Origin of the sequence: Streptomyces sp. NPDC057424 (assembly GCF_042803315.1) — a bacterium.
Lineage (GTDB): Bacteria > Actinomycetota > Actinomycetes > Streptomycetales > Streptomycetaceae > Streptomyces.
In genome coordinates this window covers 80,477-97,486 of sequence record NZ_JBHVCP010000028.1, presented here as the reverse complement: position 1 = coordinate 97,486, position 17,010 = coordinate 80,477, and the positions used below count along the sequence as shown (strand labels likewise).

Here is a 17,010-nt window from a genome sequence, read left to right as displayed (position 1 = left end):
CCCGCAGCGGATGCCGGCCCAGGACCTCGTCCACCTCCGGCGTCAACGCCGCCGCGAACCGGGCCGCGGTGGGCAGCGAGTCGTCGCGCAGGGTCTTCGCCGCGGCGAGCAGCACACTGCGGCCGGCTTCCTTCGGCACGCCGGCCGCTGCCCGCTCGTACAGTTCCGCGCCCTCTTCCAGGACCAGGCCCGGATCGATGCCCGCCGGAATCTTTATGCCCGCCGTGTGGCGCCAGGTGGCCACCGGATCGCTCCAGGCCTCCACCCGGTACGACCAGTGGCCGACGGCGTTCGCGGTGACCTCGGCGCCCCAGCGGTCGCTGCCGGGAGCGAGCTCGCGCATCGGTGTCCACGGGCCGGGGCGGCCCTCCGGATCCTTCAGGACGACATGGGCGGCCACCGCGTCGTGCCCCTCCCGGAACACGGTGGCGGTGACCTCGAACGTCTCGCCCACGACCGCCTTCGCCGGCCGGTTGCCGCTCTCCACGGCCGGGCGGACGTCCCGTACCGGGATACGGCCGATGGCCCGGGTCCTCCTCATGGTCCTCACCTCCACCGTGCTCGAAAGCCGGGCCACGAGGCCCGGTTCAGGGGAATGGACAGGCGGGAAGGGCGCTACCTTCCCGCCGTTGATCTCCGCTCGGTGCCGGGGGATCTGCGCTCCGCCGCCGGTGGTCTTCGTCTGACCGCCGCGGCCGGACGAGGCCGCTCGTTCGGTTCCTGCACACAGGTGATGTGCTGCTCCTGCAGGCAGGTGATCTGCTGTTCCTGCAGATAGGCGACCTGGTTCGTGCGCAGGTACCGCTCGGCCGCGTCCGCCGCCTCCCGCGCGCACCGCTTGCCCATCAGCACGCAGAGCGTGTAGCCCGAGTCCTCGAACGTGGTCCGCACCGTGTGGTCGTTCGGCGCCGCGAGCATCACGCGTTCCCAGGCCCGGTAACGCCGCAACTGCCGGGCGACTTCGGCTTTGGCGGGTAGCAGCATGGCGCCGATCACCTTTCGGGGCTCGAGGGGCACGGTCTCCCGACGGTCGGACGGCGGCCGTGCGCACAGCGGCACGGACCCGTAACGGCGATCGAGTTCTTCACACATGGTGCACGCGCGGCGACCCAGCGTCCTGTTGGATCTTCAACCAGCGGCGGCTCTCCTGGGTCGTTCGGGCCACCTCTGCCCGCTCACTTGCGTGCTCCCCCACCTCAACCGTGCGCTCGTGTTGCACGAACGGGCTAGCGCCCTCAGGCTGAGGGTGACTCAGAAGCGATAGGCGCTCACGTTCCGTGTTCGGGGCTCGTCCCGCAGGACCGCGGGAGCGAGAAGGAGCTGAGCTTCGCGGTGAGGAGCCGACCGATGAAGACCGCAGTGCCCTGCTACTACCACCTCGACGTGGAAGTCAGCCCGGAACGGGTGGGACAGGTCAGCCGCATTCTGGCCGCTCACCTGAAGTTCTGGGACCTGGACAACCTGGTCCAGCCCGTCTGCGGCGGTGCCGAGATGCTGCTCAAGGCCATCGACGAGCACGCCACGGACAAGAACACGTCGATCGAGATGTGGTGGAACCGGCAGCACCTGATCACCGCCATCGGGGACAACGACCGTGCCCTGCGCCCCGACCAGGAGCTGCGAGGCTGCCTGGAGCACCTCGCGGCCATGAGCGACGGCTGGGGCTGTTGCGCGACCGAGACCGGCAGCAAGGTCATCTGGTTCTCGCAGCGCGCCCGTGCCGGCGAACGGGTCCCGCTGGTCCCGACCGCGCCCGCGCCGCGGGAGAGCGAGGGTCTCGAGGTGCCCCGCGAGGTACCCGTCACGCAGCTGGCCGGCCCGGCCGTCATTCCGGACGAGGTCCTGGAGGACGCCCGGTGACCCGCCGGCAGACTCGGAAAGGGGTGTCCGCCTGGAGCGGGCGCCCCTACCCGCTGGGTGCGGCCTATGACGGGGAGGGCACCAACTTCGCGCTCTTCAGCGAGGTCGCCGAACGTGTCGAGCTGGTCCTCGTCGACGACGACGGCACGCACACCCAGGTGCCGCTGAACGAGGTCGACGGCTTCGTGTGGCACGGCTACCTCCCCGGCGTCGGGCCCGGCCAGCGCTATGGCTACCGGGTGCACGGGCCATGGGCCCCGGCCGCGGGGCACCGCTGCAACCCGGCGAAACTGCTGCTCGACCCGTACGCCCGTGCGGTGGAGGGGCAGATCGACAACCACCCCTCGCTCTACGAGCGCAACCCCGACGGCCCCGACCCCGCCGACAGCGCCGGGCACACCATGCTCGGCGTGGTGACCGACCCGGCCTTCGACTGGGGCGACGACGCCCGGCCCTGCCGGCCCTACGCCGACACGGTGATCTACGAGGCGCACGTGAAGGGCATGAGCCGCACCCATCCCGAGGTGCCCGAGGAACTCCGGGGCACCTACGCCGGGCTGGCGCACCCCGCGGTCGTCGAGCACCTGACCTCCCTCGGTGTCACGGCCGTGGAGCTCATGCCGGTCCACCAGTTCGTCCACGACGGGGTGCTGCACGACCGGGGCCTGGCCAACTACTGGGGCTACAACACCATCGGCTTCTTCGCGCCGCACAACGGCTACGCCGCCCACGGCACGCGCGGGGGGCAGGTCGCCGAGTTCAAGCAGATGGTGAAGACCCTGCACGCGGCCGGCCTCGAAGTGATCCTCGACGTGGTCTACAACCACACCGCCGAGGGCAACGAGAGGGGCCCCACCCTGTCCTTCCGCGGCATCGACAACTCCTCGTACTACCGCCTGGTCGACGGCGACTGGGAGCACTACTACGACACCACCGGCACCGGCAACAGCCTGCTGATGCGGCACCCCTACGTCCTTCAGCTGATCATGGACTCGCTGCGGTACTGGGTGACCGAGATGCACGTCGACGGCTTCCGTTTCGACCTCGCGGCGACGCTCGCCCGGCAGTTCCACGAGGTGGACCGGCTGTCGGCGTTCTTCGACCTCATCCAGCAGGACCCGGTGATCAGCCGCGTCAAGCTGATCGCCGAGCCGTGGGACGTCGGGGAGGGCGGCTACCAGGTGGGCAACTTCCCGCCGCTGTGGTCGGAGTGGAACGGCATGTACCGCGACGCGGTCCGCGACTTCTGGCGCGGCGAGGACCACACGCTCGGCGAGCTCGCCTCCCGGCTCACGGGTTCCTCCGACCTGTACCAGCACAGCAGGCGCCGGCCCCGCGCCAGCGTCAACTTCGTCACCGCGCACGACGGCTTCACCCTGCGCGACCTCGTCTCGTACAACGACAAGCACAACGAGGACAACGGCGAGGACAACCAGGACGGCGAGAGCACCAACCGGTCCTGGAACTGCGGCGCCGAGGGCGCGACCCGCGACCCGGCGGTGCGGGAGCTGCGCATGCGTCAGCAGCGCAACCTCCTCGCCACGCTGCTGCTGTCCCAGGGCATCCCGATGCTCTCGCACGGCGACGAACTCGGCCGCACCCAGGGCGGCAACAACAACGCCTACTGCCAGGACAACGACATCTCCTGGATCGACTGGCGGCTCACCGAGGAACAGCGCGACCTGCTGGAGTTCACCCGGTACGTCATCCGGCTGCGCACGGGGCACCCCGTGCTGCGCCGGCGCCGCTTCTTCCTCGGCGAGACCCCGACCCGGGCGGACCAGCCGCTGCCCGACCTGGTGTGGCTGGCGCCAGACGCCCGCGAGATGACCGACGACGACTGGCAGCGCGGCGACGCGCACTCCGTCGGGGTCTTCCTCAACGGCGACGCCATCGCCGAACCCGACCCGTGGGGCCGCCCGGTCGTCGACGACTCGTTCCTGCTGCTCCTCAACAGCCACTGGGAGCCGGTCGACTTCCGCCTGCCGAAGGCCTCCTACGGCGAACGCTGGACGGCGCTCATCGACACGGCCGACCCGGAGGGCACGCCCGACGAGTCGGAGCACAAGGCCGGGACGGTGCTCACCGTCGGGTCCCGCAGCCTGGTCCTGCTGTCCCGGCCGTCACGGGCACCGCGCGAGAAGGGCTGACCCGGTCAGTGGTCGCGGCGCGCGGTCACCGTGAACTGCGCGCCGTCGTGGTCCCGCAGCACCGCCTCGTCGCCGCCCTTGGACAGGACGCTGCCGCCGTGGAGTTCCGCCGCGCGGGCGCAGGCCTCCACGTCGTCGACGGAGAAGTGCACCTGCCAGTGCGGCCGGATCGCGGGGTCGGGGGCCGCCCCCAGGGCGCCCGACTCGATCCGGGCCACCACATCCCCGCGGCTGCGCAGCACGACCTCGCCGCCCTCGTAGTGGACCTCGCAGCAGCCCGGCCGCTGCGTCGCCCAGTCGAGGACCTCGCCGTAGAAGATCGCCGCGTCGAAGGCGTCACGGGTGTGGAGCGTGATGAAGGCCGGTTGCGCGTTGCGCCAGGTCTCCCAGTCGGTGAAGAGGTCGCCCTCCCAGATGCCGAAGGTCGCACCGTCCCGGTCGGCCAGCAGCGCCGCCCGTCCCGGCGGCAGCGAGATCGGCCCGACCGCGACCGTGCCCATGCGCTCCTGCACCCGCGCCACCGCGTCGTCCGCGCTGCGCACCGCGAAGTACGGCGTCCACGCCACCGCCATCTGCCACATGGTCGCCACCCCCGCGATCCCGGCCACCGGCGATCCGTCCGCCAGCGCGATCCGGAACCGGTCGCCGAGCTTGGCCGGCCGCCACTGCCAGCCCAGCACGGCCCCGTAGAACTCCTCGGTCGCCTTGACGTCCCGGCTGGTCAGGCTCACCCAGCAGGGTGCGCCGAACACGGAGTGTGATGAGATGACGTCCTTCGTGCCGGAGGGGCTGGGCATGTCGTGGTTCATGGCAGTCGCGTCCTGATCTCGTCGGCCTGGCAGCCACCGGAGGATTGACACCAGTGTCCGGCCGGAACCGCTGTGGGCGCCTGCCGAGTACCCCGGCGGGGGCGCCGAAACGGCGTCGGGCCTGGTCCGCCCCGGTGGCACCGGGCGGGCCGAGTGACGACGATGGATGGGTCGGACACTGCGTCAAGGTACTCAAGCACCCGGTGGGACCTTGGCGGCAGCGGCGCACCGGACCCGGAGGTGACCATGCCCACGGACGGGGGCTCGGATCGGATCTTCGAGCTGCAGGAAGAGGTCCAGCAGCTGAAGGAGGCGGTTGTCTCCCATGCGGTTGTGGACCAGGCGATCGGGATGGTAGTGGCGCTCGGCCGGATCTCCCCCGACCAGGGGTGGGCCGTGCTGAAGGAGGTCTCCCAGCACACCAACATCAAGCTGCGCAACGTCGCGGATCTGATCCTCGTCTGGGGCCGCACGGGCGTGATGCCCGAGGAGATCCGGGCGGTCCTGGAAGACGCCCTCGACCGTGCCGGCCCTACGCAGATCCCCGGTTCGCCGCCGGAGGCGTGAGCCCCGGCGGCACCGGGAACCGGCTCTGCCGGCCTCACCGGGCCTCGGCCAGCAGCTCCTCACGCAGATGGGCGAAGCAGCTGCTGAGCAACCGGGAGACGTGCATCTGCGAGATACCGAGCTGCTCGGCGATGCGGCTCTGCGTCATGCCCTTGAAGAACCGCAGGTAGAGGATGATCCGTTCGCGCTCCGGCAGCGCCTCCAGGCAGGGCCTGACGGCCACGCGGTTGACGACGATGTCGAAGGCCGGGTCGGGCCCGCCCAGCGCGTCCCCCAGGGCGTAGCCGTCGGTTCCGGGCATCTCCGCCTCCAGCGACAGTGCGGAGAAGCACTCGAGAGCCTCCATGCCGGTACGCACCTCACCCTCGGTGAGCTGGGCGTACTCGGCGATCTCGGCGACCGTGGGGGAGCGGCCCGGGGTGGTCTGCGACAGTTCCTTGGCGGCGTGCCGCACCCGGTTGCGCAGGTCCTGGACCCGGCGGGGCACGTGCAGCGTCCACATGTGGTCACGGAAGTGGCGCTTGATCTCGCCGGTGACCGTCGGTACCGCATACGCCTCGAAGGCGTTGCCGCGGGCCGGGTCGTAGTGGTCGACGGCCTTCACGAGGCCGAGAGCCGCCACCTGGTACAGATCCTCGAGGGCCTCGCCACGGCCGCGGAAGCGGACGGCGATCCGTTCGGCCATGGGAAGCCAGGCCTCGACCAGCTCGTCCCGCAGGGCCTTGCGTTCGGGACCCTCGGACAGCCGCGCGAGACGTGCGAACGCCGCGGCGGTGTCGGGGGCGTCGTCGTGGGGGTGCGTTCGGGTGCTGCCGGCGATACGCATGGTGCGCACCTCCCTGAGCAGGTGCTGAGTAGGGACAGACACCGTGGGAAGCGCGGCCTCGGACTTCACGGGAAGCATCAGGGGTCCGGGCGGCCGGCTCCCCACACGCGTGCCTCCTGTCCGAAGCACTGACAATTCAGACAATACGGCATTTGGGGGACGTGGGCGCTCTCAAGGTCGCTGTCATTTCGAGTGCACGCCTTTGACCTCTCTTGACCCCCTCGACCTCGCCTTGGATCGATCAGCTCTGCTGCGGAGGTGATCTCGGCCGCATGGAGCCGGAGACCTCCCCCGAAGAGCCGGCCGACACACCCGTCGGCGTCCAGCGGCTGATCCGGAGGCGCCTGCGGCGGCAGATGCCCGACCCGCGGCTGCGCGGCACCGAGGCGGAGCTGCTGCGGCGGGTCGTGGCCCGGCACTGGCGCCTCCGACGCGGCCGAGGGTCTGGGCCTGGCCGCCAAGCCGGTGTCCACCCTGGTCAATCAGCCGGCAGGGGTGGGCTGCCTGGTCCGCGAGCACCGCCCGGCCGCCCGGTTGCTGCCCATCCCGGCCGCCCGGACGCGGTTGCGTGAAAGGCGCCGAGGCCGCGCCGAACTCGTATCGCCGCCCTGCCCGGCGTGGCTCCGCGGTGGAACCCGCTCGAACTGCTCGCCGTCGCCGCGGTCGTGGTCGCCGCCGCCTCGGCCCTGCCGAGGCGGCCGACCCGTTGATCTTCACTCGTGGAAGTGATGTGCGGCACGCCCGGGCAAGCGCTTTCTCCGACTGAATCCGGATAACTGCTGGGCACGGCTTGATCACCGATCAAAAAGGATGAACTGCCTGGCCACAGCGCATTCTGCTCATTTGACAGTGCGCTGAGACCACAGATAGGAAGCAGCTTCCAGAGGTCGAGAGGTGCAGCGTGTACGAGCCGAACGTGGTCGGGGACTGGCAGGAGTACGACGAGCATGCCGGTCTGCGCGTCCGCGTCCACCGTCTGGAACTGGCCGAGCCGCCCCGCGGCCGTGACGACGCCGCCGACGGGCTGACGTACTTCTGCCTCCGTGTGACGGTCGAGAACCGCGGCAGCCGCCATCTCGGCGTCCATCTCGAGGACGGCCAGATCGACGTCCGGCTCGGACCGGACGGGGAGAGCGCCTTCATCGACTGGCGCAACTCCCAGTTCATCGAGGGCTTCGACGTCTACCCGCTGCGCCGGGCCACCGCCGTGCTGTACGGGGCCGGCGCAGAGGCGGCCCTGAGCCTCGTGGACGTCCAGGTGCAGCTGCGCGTCGAGGAGGAGTGGACCGACCGCCGCCTGTGGTCGGGCGGCATCGGGGCGCACGAGGGTCCCGCAGGCGGCCAGCAGGGCGCGGTGCGGGACAGCCTGGCGTACCAGGTGAGCGTCTTCCTGAGGGATCAGGCGGAGGAAGGCACCGCCTGATCCGGCGTCAGGGCGTCGCGGAGGTCAGTGCGGGATGCCGTCGATGATCTCGCGGGCTCCCTGGCGCAGCAGGGCCACGGCGACCGAGGTGCCGAGCGTGGCGGGGTCGAGCCGGCCCGCCCACTCGTGGGCGTTGAGGCGCGTCTTGCCGTCCGGGGTGAACACACAGGCCCGCAGGGACAGTTCGCCACTGCGGTCCACCCGTGCGAACCCGGCGATGGGGCTGTTGCAGTGCCCCTGCAGCACATGCAGGAACATGCGCTCCGCGGTGGTCTCACGGTAGGTGTCCGGGTCGCCCAGACCGCTCACCGCGTCGATCAGCGCGGCGTCGTCCTCGCGGCACTGCAGCGCCAGCACGCCCGCGCCGATGGGCGGCATCATCGTCTCGGTCGAGAGGATCTCGCTGATCACGTCCTCGCGGCCGATGCGCTCCAGGCCGGAGACCGCGAGCAGCAGGGCGTCCGCCTCACCGGCGGCCAGCTTCGCCAAGCGGCGGTTGGCGTTGCCGCGGAACGGTACGCACTCCAAGTGGGGATGCGTCGCGGCCAGTTGCGCGACGCGGCGCACCGAGGAGGTGCCGATCCGGGTCCCGGCCGGCAGCTCGTCCAGGGTGAGCCCGCCCGGGTGGATCAGGGCGTCCCGGATGTCGTCCCGCTTCAGGAAGGCCGCGAACACCGTGCCCGCCGGGAGCGGCCGGTCGGCCGGCACGTCCTTCACGCAGTGCACGGCGAGGTCGGCCTCGCCGGCCAGCAGCGCCGCGTCGACCTCTTTGGTGAACGCGCCCTTGCCCTCGACCTGGGACAGATCGCCCATCCACTTGTCGCCGGTGGTCTTCACCGGCACGACCTCGGTGCGTACTCCAGGATGGGCGGCGGCCAACTCGGCCCGGACGCGCTCCACCTGGGCGAGCGCCATGGGAGAGTCGCGGGAGACGATGCGAATCAGTTCGGGGACGGACATGCGGACACGATAGACCCTCCCGAGGGATCGTTCGGCCCGTACCTCCTCCAACCGCCGGGCGTCGGACGTCAGTTCGGGACGAATGGATCGCTCTGTTCCGCCGCCCGCAGGGCCGCGGCGAGGGCCCGCCCGTCGCCGACGTCGAGGGCGGTGCCGGTGAGTTTGACGACGTGCTCGTCGCCGTGCGCGAGGGCGCGCTCCAGAGAACCTCCTGCGCGGTGGCGCGGGGGCGGGGGCGATGGCGGGGGCGACGGGCTCGGCGGTGGCGTACACGGCGGTGACCGCAGCGGACGCGGTCCATGCCGCGCGTAGGCTCGGCACCCACAGCGCGCGGGGGAGTGAACAGAGGGCGCGCAGGACGGCGTTGGGCGCGGTCGCCGCGTGGACCAGCATGGTCGCCTCGCCGTGGCCGTGGGGGCGTGACCGGTGAGCCGGCCTAGCCGCTCCGGCCTCGAGGCGTGGAGCCGTCCGAGGACTTTTTCGAGGGCCCCTGTCGTGTCGTGCGTGTCCATGCCGGGACGCTATGCGGCCGCCCCGCGCCGGGGGATCGGGCGCGGGGCGGAAACGGGACCCGGCCGGAGGCTCAGGGCCCTTGTGGCGGATCTCCGCGGCGTCGCGACGCCCGGCACGCACTCTTGTCCGGCACGCCGGGAGCACGCTCCCCCAAGCTCTCGGCTCCGCTCTGCCAAGGGGACCCCCATGGCAGAGCGGAGCCCGCCCGCCGGGCGGACGACGGGACTTCGCGCACACGACCTGCGCCCCGCGACCCGGTCCGGTGTCGTCAGGCGTACGGGTCGAAGGCGATGCCGGAGGGCTTGGCCGACGCCAGGTGGTCGGCGAAGCCGGTGTCCTTCAGGCCGAAGTTGGCGCTGCCGAAGTTGTACGAGGTCAGCTTGTCGCGCACCCCGGTGGGGTAGCCGTTCCAGCCGACCAGCGCCGGGTACTGCCAGGTGCCCTTGTGGTTCTCCGGTGGCTCGTCGCCCGAGTTCGCGAGGCGGAAGCAGTGGGTGCCGACCCCGTCCTTGTGGTAGACGATCTTCGGATGCGTGCCGTCGAAGCGGACCGAGGACGCCGCGTGCACGGAGAACGAGCCGTGGGCGGACGTCGAGACGTACTTGACCTGGCTGTCCTGCACGAACACCGCGACGTGCTCGAAGTCGTGCCGGTGGCCGCCGATGCTGCTCCCGGCCACGGCCTGGTCCTTCTCGAAGTACAGCGCGTACAGGATGGCGCACCAGCCGTTGTTGCACTTGGAGCGCGCGTAGCCGTTGGTGTTGTCGAGGTCCGAGGCGTCCCGGCAGTTGCCGTTCAGGGCGCCGGTCGGGTTCAGCCCGCCGTTCACGGTGCCGTCCGGCCCGATCGCGGGCGTGGAGTAGCAGCCGTCGGTGTCGTAGTCGTAGGCGGGCTGGTACGTCTGTTCCAGCGCGTCCGCGTTGGCGGGCAGCGCCGACGGCGGGGCGGCGAAGGCCGTGGCGGGGAAGGCGAGGACGAGGGCGGCGGCACCGGCCGCTCCGGTGAGCCATCTCCTGCGGTGCGTGAACGGGCGTGACGACACTGCGTCCTCCTTGGTCCGGGCGCAGCCCAACGGCTGTGGGGGAAAGGGAGGTTCAGCTTCCAGGTTGAACGCGTCCATGCCAAGAGGGGGGAAGGGTCCCAGGAGTGAATCACAGCCCAACAGTGGGGACCGGCAGCCGTTTCAGACCAGGTCGTCCGGGATGTCGGCCGCCGCCTCCTCGGGCACGAGGTCGGGCCGCAGCCGCAGCCAGGACGGCTGCCGCAGCAGCCCCTCCCGGGTCCGGGTGCTGTAACGGACCTCGCCGACCAGACGGGGTACGACCCAGTGCGCACCCGGAGCGCGCGGAGCGGGATCGAACGGGCAGATGCCGGTCGCGGCGGCCCGCAGCAGCCCTGCCAGCTCCGTGCGTTCGGCCTCGCTCCAGCCGGTGCCCACACTGCCGACGTAGCGCAGCCGCCCCGCGGCACGCTGCCCGACCAGCACCGCGCCGGGCAGGCCGGTGAGCCGTCCCCTGCCGGGCTGCCAGCCGCCGACCAGCACGTCCTCGGTGCGCATGTTGCGGATCTTGATCCAGGACCGGGAGCGCACTCCCGGTTCGTACACCGAGTCCAGCCGCTTGCAGACCAGGCCCTCCAGACCGTGCTCCCGGGTGGCGCGCAGGGCCTCGGCGCCGTGGCCGACGAGCGCGCGCGGGGTCGACCAGAAGGGCCCGGCGAGGCCGAGACCCTCGAGCGCCGCGCGGCGTCGTGTGTAGGGCAGCCGGACGAGGGAGTCGCCCTCCAGGTGCATCAGGTCGAACAGCACGAGATGGACCGGGACCTCCGCCGCCCGCCGCGCGGCCCGGGCGGGTGCGTGGGCCAGGCCCATCCGGGACTGCAGCAACTGGAAGCTGGCGCGGCCCTGGTGGTCCAGGGCCATGATCTCGCCGTCCAGTACGGCGGGTGCGGTGCCGAGGGCCGTGCCCAGCGGGAGCAGTTCGGGGTAGGCGGCCGTGATGTCGTCCCCCGAGCGGGCGCGCAGCAGTACACTGCCGTCCCCCGGCAGATAGACCACCACGCGCTGGCCGTCCTGTTTGGTCTCGTAGGCCCAGCGCGCGTCCTGTGCGGCGGGCGGCAGGGTGCCGGACGTGGCGAGCATGGGCGGGATCAGCGGCAGGTCCACGGGGGAGGTGTCGACGAGCCGACGGGCCGTCACGCGTGTTTTCCGCCCGTTTCCCCTGAACGGCGTCCAGGCCGGACCGGAACCCCGCTCCTGCCGGGGCCGGGCGGCATCGCGGTCGACGGAACGAATCGCCGATTCCCGAGCGGCACGCCCGCCAGGGCCATCGGCCGGCCTCGCCCGCACCGTCGAAGAGGAACACGAACCCCGGTCCGCCCCGGCCCGGCGAAGCCTGATCCCGGGTCACCGTGCGGCCGGATCGTGCGGATCCGCCCGCTCGACGACCGGCGCCGGCGGGGCTGCCGGCTCGAGCAGACCGCACAGCAGCAGTCGGCCCAGCGCGGGCAGTGCGATGAGGGGCAGCAGGGCCGTTCCCAGGGACGTCGCGTCGGCCAGCGCTCCGAGCGCGGGGGCCGCGAGCCCGCCGACGCTCACGGTCAGGCCCGGCGTGACCCCGCTCGCGGTTCCCGCGCGCCGGGGCAGAAGGTCCTGGCCCAGGGTGATGTGCAGCGAGAACGGCACATACAGGCCCGCCGACGTCAGCGCCACGAACAGGTACACCGGCGGCCCGGGCACCAGGACGAGACCGGCCACGGCCAGGACCGTCAGGGCGTACGACCGGCGCACCACCGCCATCCGCCCGTACCGCTCGGCCAGCCGGCCCTCGGCCAGCGTGCCGACCGCGCCGCCGGCGCAGAGCACGAACAGGGCCGCCGTACCGGCCGCCGCACCGTCACCGGTGCGCTCCCGCGCGTACAGCGAGACGAACGTGCTCAGGCCCGACGAACACCACGGACCGGCAGACCACGGCCCCGGACAGCCGCAGGAAGGACCCCCAGTCGTCCTCGCCGACGGCGGTGGGCGTACCGGCACTGCTGGCGCCGGACCCCGCCGAGCGCACCGCCGCAGCACACAGAGCCGCCCCTGCCAGGGCCGGGACGACCAGCAGCGGCGAGGCCCGCAGCCCGCCCGTGGTCACCACGGCGAAGACCAGCAGGGGCGCCAGGACGAAGCCGGCGTTGCCGCCGAAGGAGAACCAGCCCATGCCCGTGTGCCGGCCCTGCGCGACGGCCCGCGCCACCCGGGCGGCACGCCCATCGCGCCCACGGCCGGCTCGACCTGCGCCTGGTCGGCCTGCCCGCCGACGACAACCCCCTCGGCCTGGACCACCCGGCCGTCCTCGCCGTCAGCCCCCTGCTGCGCGAGCTGATCCTCGCCTACACCCCCGGCCCCGGCGACGACAGCCCCGAGCGCCGCCGGCTGCGCGCCGTCCTGCGCGACCAGCTGCCCCTCTCGCCCCAGCAGCCGCTGCGTCTGCCCACCCCCGCCGACCCGCGCCTGGCCGCCGTGTGCGCGCTCGTGCACGCCGACCCGGCCGACACGCGCACCCTCGCCGAACTCGGGGCGGCGACCGGGGTGGGGGAGCGGACCCTCAGCCGGCTCTTCCGCGGCGAGCTCGGGATGACCTTCCCCCAGTGGCGCACTCAGTCAGGCTCTACCACGCCCTGCGGATGCCGGCCGACGGCCTGCCCGTCACGACCGTGGCCCACCGCTGCGGCTGGTCCTCCGCCAGCGCGTTCATCGACGTCTTCCGCCGCTCCTTCGGCTACACACCCGGCAGCCGTCACCGCCGCTTCCGGGACCCGGTGAACTGACCCGTCTACCGTCCGGTAATAATGCGCGGCAGGCCTTCAGAGGAGGAACCGTGCCCCGGTCCGAACGCTCGCCCCTGCTGCTCGCCGGCCTGCTGGCCGCCGCGGGGGTCGCCCACTTCGCCACCCCACGCCCGTTCGACGCGACCATCCCGCGCGGTCTGCCCGGCACCCCGAGAACCTGGACCCACGCGAGCGGCGCCGCCGAGCTCGCGCTGGCCGCCGGCCTGGCGCTGCCGCGCACCCGCAGGCTCGCCGCGCTGGCCACGGCGGCCTTCTTCGTCGGGGTGTTCCCCGCCAACGTCAAGATGGCCGCCGACTGGCGCCACCGCCCCACCCCGCAGAAAGCCGCCGCCTTCGGGCGCCTGCCCCTGCAGGTGCCCCTCGTGCTCTGGGCCCGCGGCGTCGCCCGGAACGCGGGGGGCAGGTCATGAGCGCACGCGTGGAGACCGGGGACAAGGTCGAGGACTTCGCCCTGCCCGACGAGACCGGCACCGCCCGCAGCCTGTCCGGGCTGCTCGCGGAGGGCCCGGTCGTGCTCTTCTTCTACCCGGCCGCCCTGACCCCCGGCTGCACCGCCCAGGCCTGCCACTTCCGCGACCTCGCTGCCGAGTTCGCCGCCGTCGGAGCCCGCCCCGTCGGCATCAGCGGCGACGCCGTCGAGCGGCAGCAGGAGTTCGCCGGACGGCACGGCCTCGGCATGCCGTTGCTGTCCGACGCCGACGGCGCGGTCCGCGAGCGATTCGGGGTGAAGCGCGGCTTCTCCCTGGCGCCCACCAAGCGCACCACGTTCGTCATAGCGCAGGACCGCACCGTCCTCGACGTCGTACGCAGTGAGCTGCGCATGAACGCGCACGCCGACCGGGCACTCGCGGCACTGCGCGCCCACCGCGCCTGACACTGTCACGAATGCTGCGCTGCGGTTGATACAGGGCGGCACAGGGATGATCCTGGACGATATGGAGGATGCCTCCGCTGCTGCGATCATCGACGCCCGCGGCATTCTGACGGGGTGGAGCCAGGGTGCCCGGCAGCTGACCGGCTATCCGGCCGACGAGGTCGTGGGCCGGGCCGCACGGGAACTGCTCGCCGAGGACGTGCCCCCCGAGACGGTGTCCGCGCGGTCGGGCACCGTCATGGTGCGGCACCGCGACGGCTATCTCGTCGGGCTCCGTGTCAGAGCCTGCGCCGTGACGGGCCGGGACGGGGAAGCCGGCGGATACGTGATCACCGCCGCATCGCCCGGCCACGGGGAGACGTCCCTCGCGGGCCGCGCCTTCCAGCAGGCGTCCATGTCGATGTCCGTCTTCGACACCGGCCAGCGCTATCTGCGGCTCAACGACGCCGCCTGCCATGTGATGGGCGTGTCCGAGGAGACCCTGCTCGGCCGGCACTTCCCGGAGACCGTGGAAGAGGCCGAGCACGTGCGTGGCTTCAACTGGCATCTCCGGCATGTCGTGGAGACGGGCCGTCCGGTGCGCTACGAGAGCTACACCGGTGCGCCGGCCATGAACCGGGAGCACGCCTGGGTCACCGAGATGTGGCCGGTCCGGGACGCCGCCGGCGAGCTCGTCGGCACCGCCCTGGCCGCGTTCGACAGCACCGAGCAGTACTGGGCCCGCCAGCGGCTGGCCCTGCTCAACGAGGCCGCGGCCGCCATCGGCACCACCCTGGACGTGGTGCGCACGGCCGAGGAGCTCATCGGGGTCGTGGTGCCCCGGTTCGCGGACTTCGCGAGCGTGGACCTCTTCGACTGGGTCCTCGGCGCGGACGAGCAGCCGGCGGTCCCGGCCGACGAGGTCACCCTCAGGCGGGTCGCGCACGGTTCCGTCACCGAGGGCACCCCCGAAGCGGCCGTGCATCTGGGAGAAGTCGACGTCTACACCGCGTTCTCGCCGATCGCCCGGGCCATGCGGGAAGGCGGGGCCATCCTCAGCCAGGCAGGAGAGCCGGCGTTCATGCGCTGGGTCGCCGAGCGCAATTCCCGCGCCCCGGAAGGACGCCCCTACCGCTCAGGCGCCCATTCGATGCTGGCCGTACCGCTGCGGGCCCGCGGCACCACGCTGGGTGTCGCCGTGGCCGTCCGCGTGGCGCAGGCCGACGACTACGGCGCCGACGACGCCGTGTTCGCCGAGGAACTCGCCAGCCGGGCCGCGGTCTGCGTCGACAACGCCCGCCGCTTCGCCCGCGAACGCACCACCGCCCTCGCCCTCCAGCACAGCCTGCTGCCGAGGGGGCTGCCCGGCCAGGCCGCCGTCCAGGTCGCCCACCGCTATCTGCCCTCCGGCTCCGCGGCGGGCATCGGCGGCGACTGGTTCGACGTGATCCCGCTGTCCGGCAGCCGCGTCGCGCTGGTCGTCGGGGACGTCGTGGGGCACGGCATCCCCTCCACGGCGACCATGGGCCGGCTGGTCACGGCCGTCCGCACCCTCGCCGACGTGGACCTGCCCCCGGACGAGCTCCTGACCCACCTCGACGACCTGGTCACCCATCTCGCCTCGGACGACCAGGGTGGCGAGGTCGCCGAGCTCGGCGCGACCTGCCTGTACGCGGTCTACGACCCCGTCACACGCCGTCTGAACCTGGCCGCCGCCGGGCACCCCGCGCCGGCCCTGGTGCTGCCCGACGGATCGGCCCGGCTGATCCCCATGAGCGCGGGACCCCCGCTGGGTGTGGGAGGGCTGCCGTTCGAGGCGACGGAGCTCCAACTGCCCGAGGGCTCCGTCGTCGCCCTCTACACCGACGGGCTCATCGAGGACCGCGACCGTGACGTCGACCTCGCCACCGACGAGCTGTGCCGGGCTCTGACCGTGCCCGCCGAATCACTGGACGCCCTGTGCGACACCGTGCTGAAGGCCGTACTGCCGGAAGAGCCCAGCGACGACGTGGCCCTGCTGCTGGCCCGTACCCGGGCGCTGGGCGCCGATCAGGTCGCCACCTGGGACGTCACCCCCGACCCCGAGGAGGTGGCCGCCACGAGGCAGGCCGCCACCGATCAGCTCACCGCGTGGGGCCTGGACGAGACGGCCTTTGTCACCGAACTCGTCGTCAGTGAACTGGTCACCAACGCCATCCGGTACGGCGCCCCGCCCATCCAGCTCCGCCTGATCCGGGACCAGACCCTCATCTGCGAGGTGTCCGACGGCAGTTCGACCTCCCCGCACCTGCGGCGGGCGCACCAGGACGACGAGGGCGGCCGCGGTCTGCTGCTGGTCGCCCAGCTCACCCAGCGCTGGGGCAGCCGGCAGACCACACGGGGCAAGACCATCTGGTGCGAACAGTCGCTCACGCCGCTGTTCTGACGACCGCCCGGCCGAGCACGATCAGCGCGGGGCCCTGCGCGGCCAGGCGCGGGCAGCACCCTCTGAGCGAGCGGCCCCGTCCCCGCCTCGGGCCCGAGACCGTTCGGGGCCGGCCGGCGGCGGCCGGGCCACCCGGGCATCGTGCCGCGAGGGGACCCGCCATCACCCGCTCATTGCCCGGCCGCGTCCGAGGCGACCTGGGCGAGAGTCCGGCCGGACCTGGCCGAACGCGCCCGGCGCGGATCGGGAGCCCCGTGCGTACGGGCCGTGCCCCCGGCCCGCTTCACGAGCAGCCAGGCCTCCTCGCCGTCGCCGCCCTGACCGCCGCGGAACCGGGTCAGGGCGTACTCGCCGCGCAGTTTGGAGCCCCTCAGCCGGAACGTGGCGTGCCCGCGCTCCAGCGACCGCGCGAAGTCGACGGGACGGCCCTGGCGGTCATGGCTCAGCGGCTCGTACGTGCCGTGGTCCCAGACGATCACCGTGCCGCCGCCGTACTCGCCGCGGGGGATCACGCCCTCGAACTCCTCGTACTCCAGCGGATGGTCCTCCGTGGGCACGGCCAGCCGCTTGTCCTTCGGGTCCGCCGAGGGCCCCTTCGGGATCGACCAGGACTTCAGCACGTCGTCCACCTGCAACCGGAAGTCGAAGTGCATCGTGCTCGCGTCATGGATCTGCACCACGAACCGGGGCGTGTCCGCGGTGGACGCCCCGCGTCCCCGGGGCTCGGCGGTCCGGTCGAAGTCGCGCTTGCCGCGGTAGTCCCGCAGCCGGTCCCGCTCGGCCACCT

Annotated in this window: 15 protein-coding genes and 2 pseudogenes; 8 read left to right on the top strand and 9 right to left on the bottom strand. The window is 72.4% G+C overall.

Features of this window, described 5'->3' with window-relative positions; genetic code table 11:
• On the bottom strand, positions 1-541 hold a 541-nt coding region (locus tag ACFU3E_RS22535; protein WP_384160937.1), incomplete at its 3' end, for a maltotransferase domain-containing protein.
• Between the two features lie 74 nt (positions 542-615).
• Positions 616-984 carry a DUF5133 domain-containing protein gene (locus ACFU3E_RS22530; protein ID WP_384160934.1) on the bottom strand — a complete coding sequence of 123 codons (369 nt, stop codon included), beginning with the start codon at positions 982-984 and terminating at the stop codon, positions 616-618.
• 363 nt (positions 985-1,347) lie between these two features.
• Between ACFU3E_RS22530 and ACFU3E_RS22525 the strand changes: the two genes are divergently transcribed.
• Together ACFU3E_RS22525 and glgX are read left to right on the top strand one after the other, a co-directional pair.
• Positions 1,348-1,860: a pep a2 gene (locus ACFU3E_RS22525; RefSeq protein WP_384160931.1), complete on the top strand. Its 513-nt coding sequence runs from the start codon at positions 1,348-1,350 to the stop codon at positions 1,858-1,860.
• Complete coding sequence (glgX, locus tag ACFU3E_RS22520) at positions 1,857-4,010, top strand: glycogen debranching protein GlgX (protein WP_384160928.1); 2,154 nt, start codon at positions 1,857-1,859, stop codon at positions 4,008-4,010. The genes ACFU3E_RS22525 and glgX overlap by 4 nt, the downstream gene beginning before the upstream one ends.
• Positions 4,011-4,015: 5 nt before the next feature.
• On the opposite strand, the gene ACFU3E_RS22515 is transcribed toward glgX, so the two are convergent.
• Positions 4,016-4,819, bottom strand: coding sequence for a VOC family protein (locus ACFU3E_RS22515; RefSeq protein WP_384160924.1), 804 nt, complete (start codon positions 4,817-4,819; stop codon positions 4,016-4,018).
• A gap of 246 nt (positions 4,820-5,065) precedes the next feature.
• Between ACFU3E_RS22515 and ACFU3E_RS22510 the strand changes: the two genes are divergently transcribed.
• A complete protein-coding gene (locus tag ACFU3E_RS22510; RefSeq protein ID WP_384160922.1) occupies positions 5,066-5,386 on the top strand; it encodes an ANTAR domain-containing protein in 321 nt (106 codons plus the stop codon).
• Positions 5,387-5,420: 34 nt separating this feature from the next.
• On the opposite strand, the gene ACFU3E_RS22505 is transcribed toward ACFU3E_RS22510, so the two are convergent.
• Positions 5,421-6,212 (bottom strand): RNA polymerase sigma factor SigF, encoded by a 792-nt coding sequence (locus ACFU3E_RS22505; RefSeq protein ID WP_384160919.1) that lies wholly within the window; start codon positions 6,210-6,212, stop codon positions 5,421-5,423.
• Between the two features lie 901 nt (positions 6,213-7,113).
• Between ACFU3E_RS22505 and ACFU3E_RS22500 the strand changes: the two genes are divergently transcribed.
• Positions 7,114-7,635 carry a hypothetical protein gene (locus ACFU3E_RS22500; RefSeq protein ID WP_384160916.1) on the top strand — a complete coding sequence of 174 codons (522 nt, stop codon included), beginning with the start codon at positions 7,114-7,116 and terminating at the stop codon, positions 7,633-7,635.
• A 24-nt stretch (positions 7,636-7,659) separates the two neighbouring features.
• Here ACFU3E_RS22500 and hemC read toward each other — a convergent pair whose 3' ends face one another.
• From hemC to ACFU3E_RS22480, 4 genes and pseudogenes are all read right to left on the bottom strand, one after another.
• Positions 7,660-8,595 carry a hydroxymethylbilane synthase gene (gene hemC / locus ACFU3E_RS22495; RefSeq protein WP_365255943.1) on the bottom strand — a complete coding sequence of 312 codons (936 nt, stop codon included), beginning with the start codon at positions 8,593-8,595 and terminating at the stop codon, positions 7,660-7,662.
• A 781-nt stretch (positions 8,596-9,376) separates the two neighbouring features.
• Entirely contained in the window at positions 9,377-10,150 is a 774-nt protein-coding gene (locus ACFU3E_RS22490) for an NPP1 family protein (RefSeq protein ID WP_384160912.1), read from the bottom strand.
• 141 nt (positions 10,151-10,291) lie between these two features.
• On the bottom strand, positions 10,292-11,272 hold the full coding sequence (gene ligD, locus ACFU3E_RS22485; RefSeq protein WP_384160953.1) for a non-homologous end-joining DNA ligase: 981 nt from the start codon (positions 11,270-11,272) through the stop codon (positions 10,292-10,294).
• A 240-nt stretch (positions 11,273-11,512) separates the two neighbouring features.
• Positions 11,513-12,359 (bottom strand): annotated as a pseudogene (locus ACFU3E_RS22480) (MFS transporter); the annotation flags it as partial.
• Between ACFU3E_RS22480 and ACFU3E_RS22475 the strand changes: the two are divergent.
• From ACFU3E_RS22475 to ACFU3E_RS22460, 4 genes and pseudogenes are all read left to right on the top strand, one after another.
• A pseudogene (locus ACFU3E_RS22475) lies at positions 12,359-12,924 on the top strand (helix-turn-helix transcriptional regulator); the annotation flags it as partial. The pseudogenes ACFU3E_RS22480 and ACFU3E_RS22475 sit on opposite strands and share 1 nt — an antisense overlap.
• 50 nt (positions 12,925-12,974) lie before the next feature.
• Positions 12,975-13,355 carry a DoxX family protein gene (locus ACFU3E_RS22470; protein WP_384160909.1) on the top strand — a complete coding sequence of 127 codons (381 nt, stop codon included), beginning with the start codon at positions 12,975-12,977 and terminating at the stop codon, positions 13,353-13,355.
• Entirely contained in the window at positions 13,352-13,819 is a 468-nt protein-coding gene (locus tag ACFU3E_RS22465; protein ID WP_384160906.1) for a peroxiredoxin, read from the top strand. Before ACFU3E_RS22470 ends, ACFU3E_RS22465 begins: the two co-directional genes overlap by 4 nt.
• A gap of 61 nt (positions 13,820-13,880) precedes the next feature.
• On the top strand, positions 13,881-16,223 hold the full coding sequence (locus tag ACFU3E_RS22460) for a SpoIIE family protein phosphatase (protein WP_384160903.1): 2,343 nt from the start codon (positions 13,881-13,883) through the stop codon (positions 16,221-16,223).
• Between the two features lie 170 nt (positions 16,224-16,393).
• Here ACFU3E_RS22460 and ACFU3E_RS22455 read toward each other — a convergent pair whose 3' ends face one another.
• Positions 16,394-17,008, bottom strand: a complete 615-nt coding sequence (locus ACFU3E_RS22455) for a DNA polymerase ligase N-terminal domain-containing protein (protein WP_384160900.1) — start codon at positions 17,006-17,008, stop codon at positions 16,394-16,396.
• Positions 17,009-17,010 lie beyond the last annotated feature (2 nt).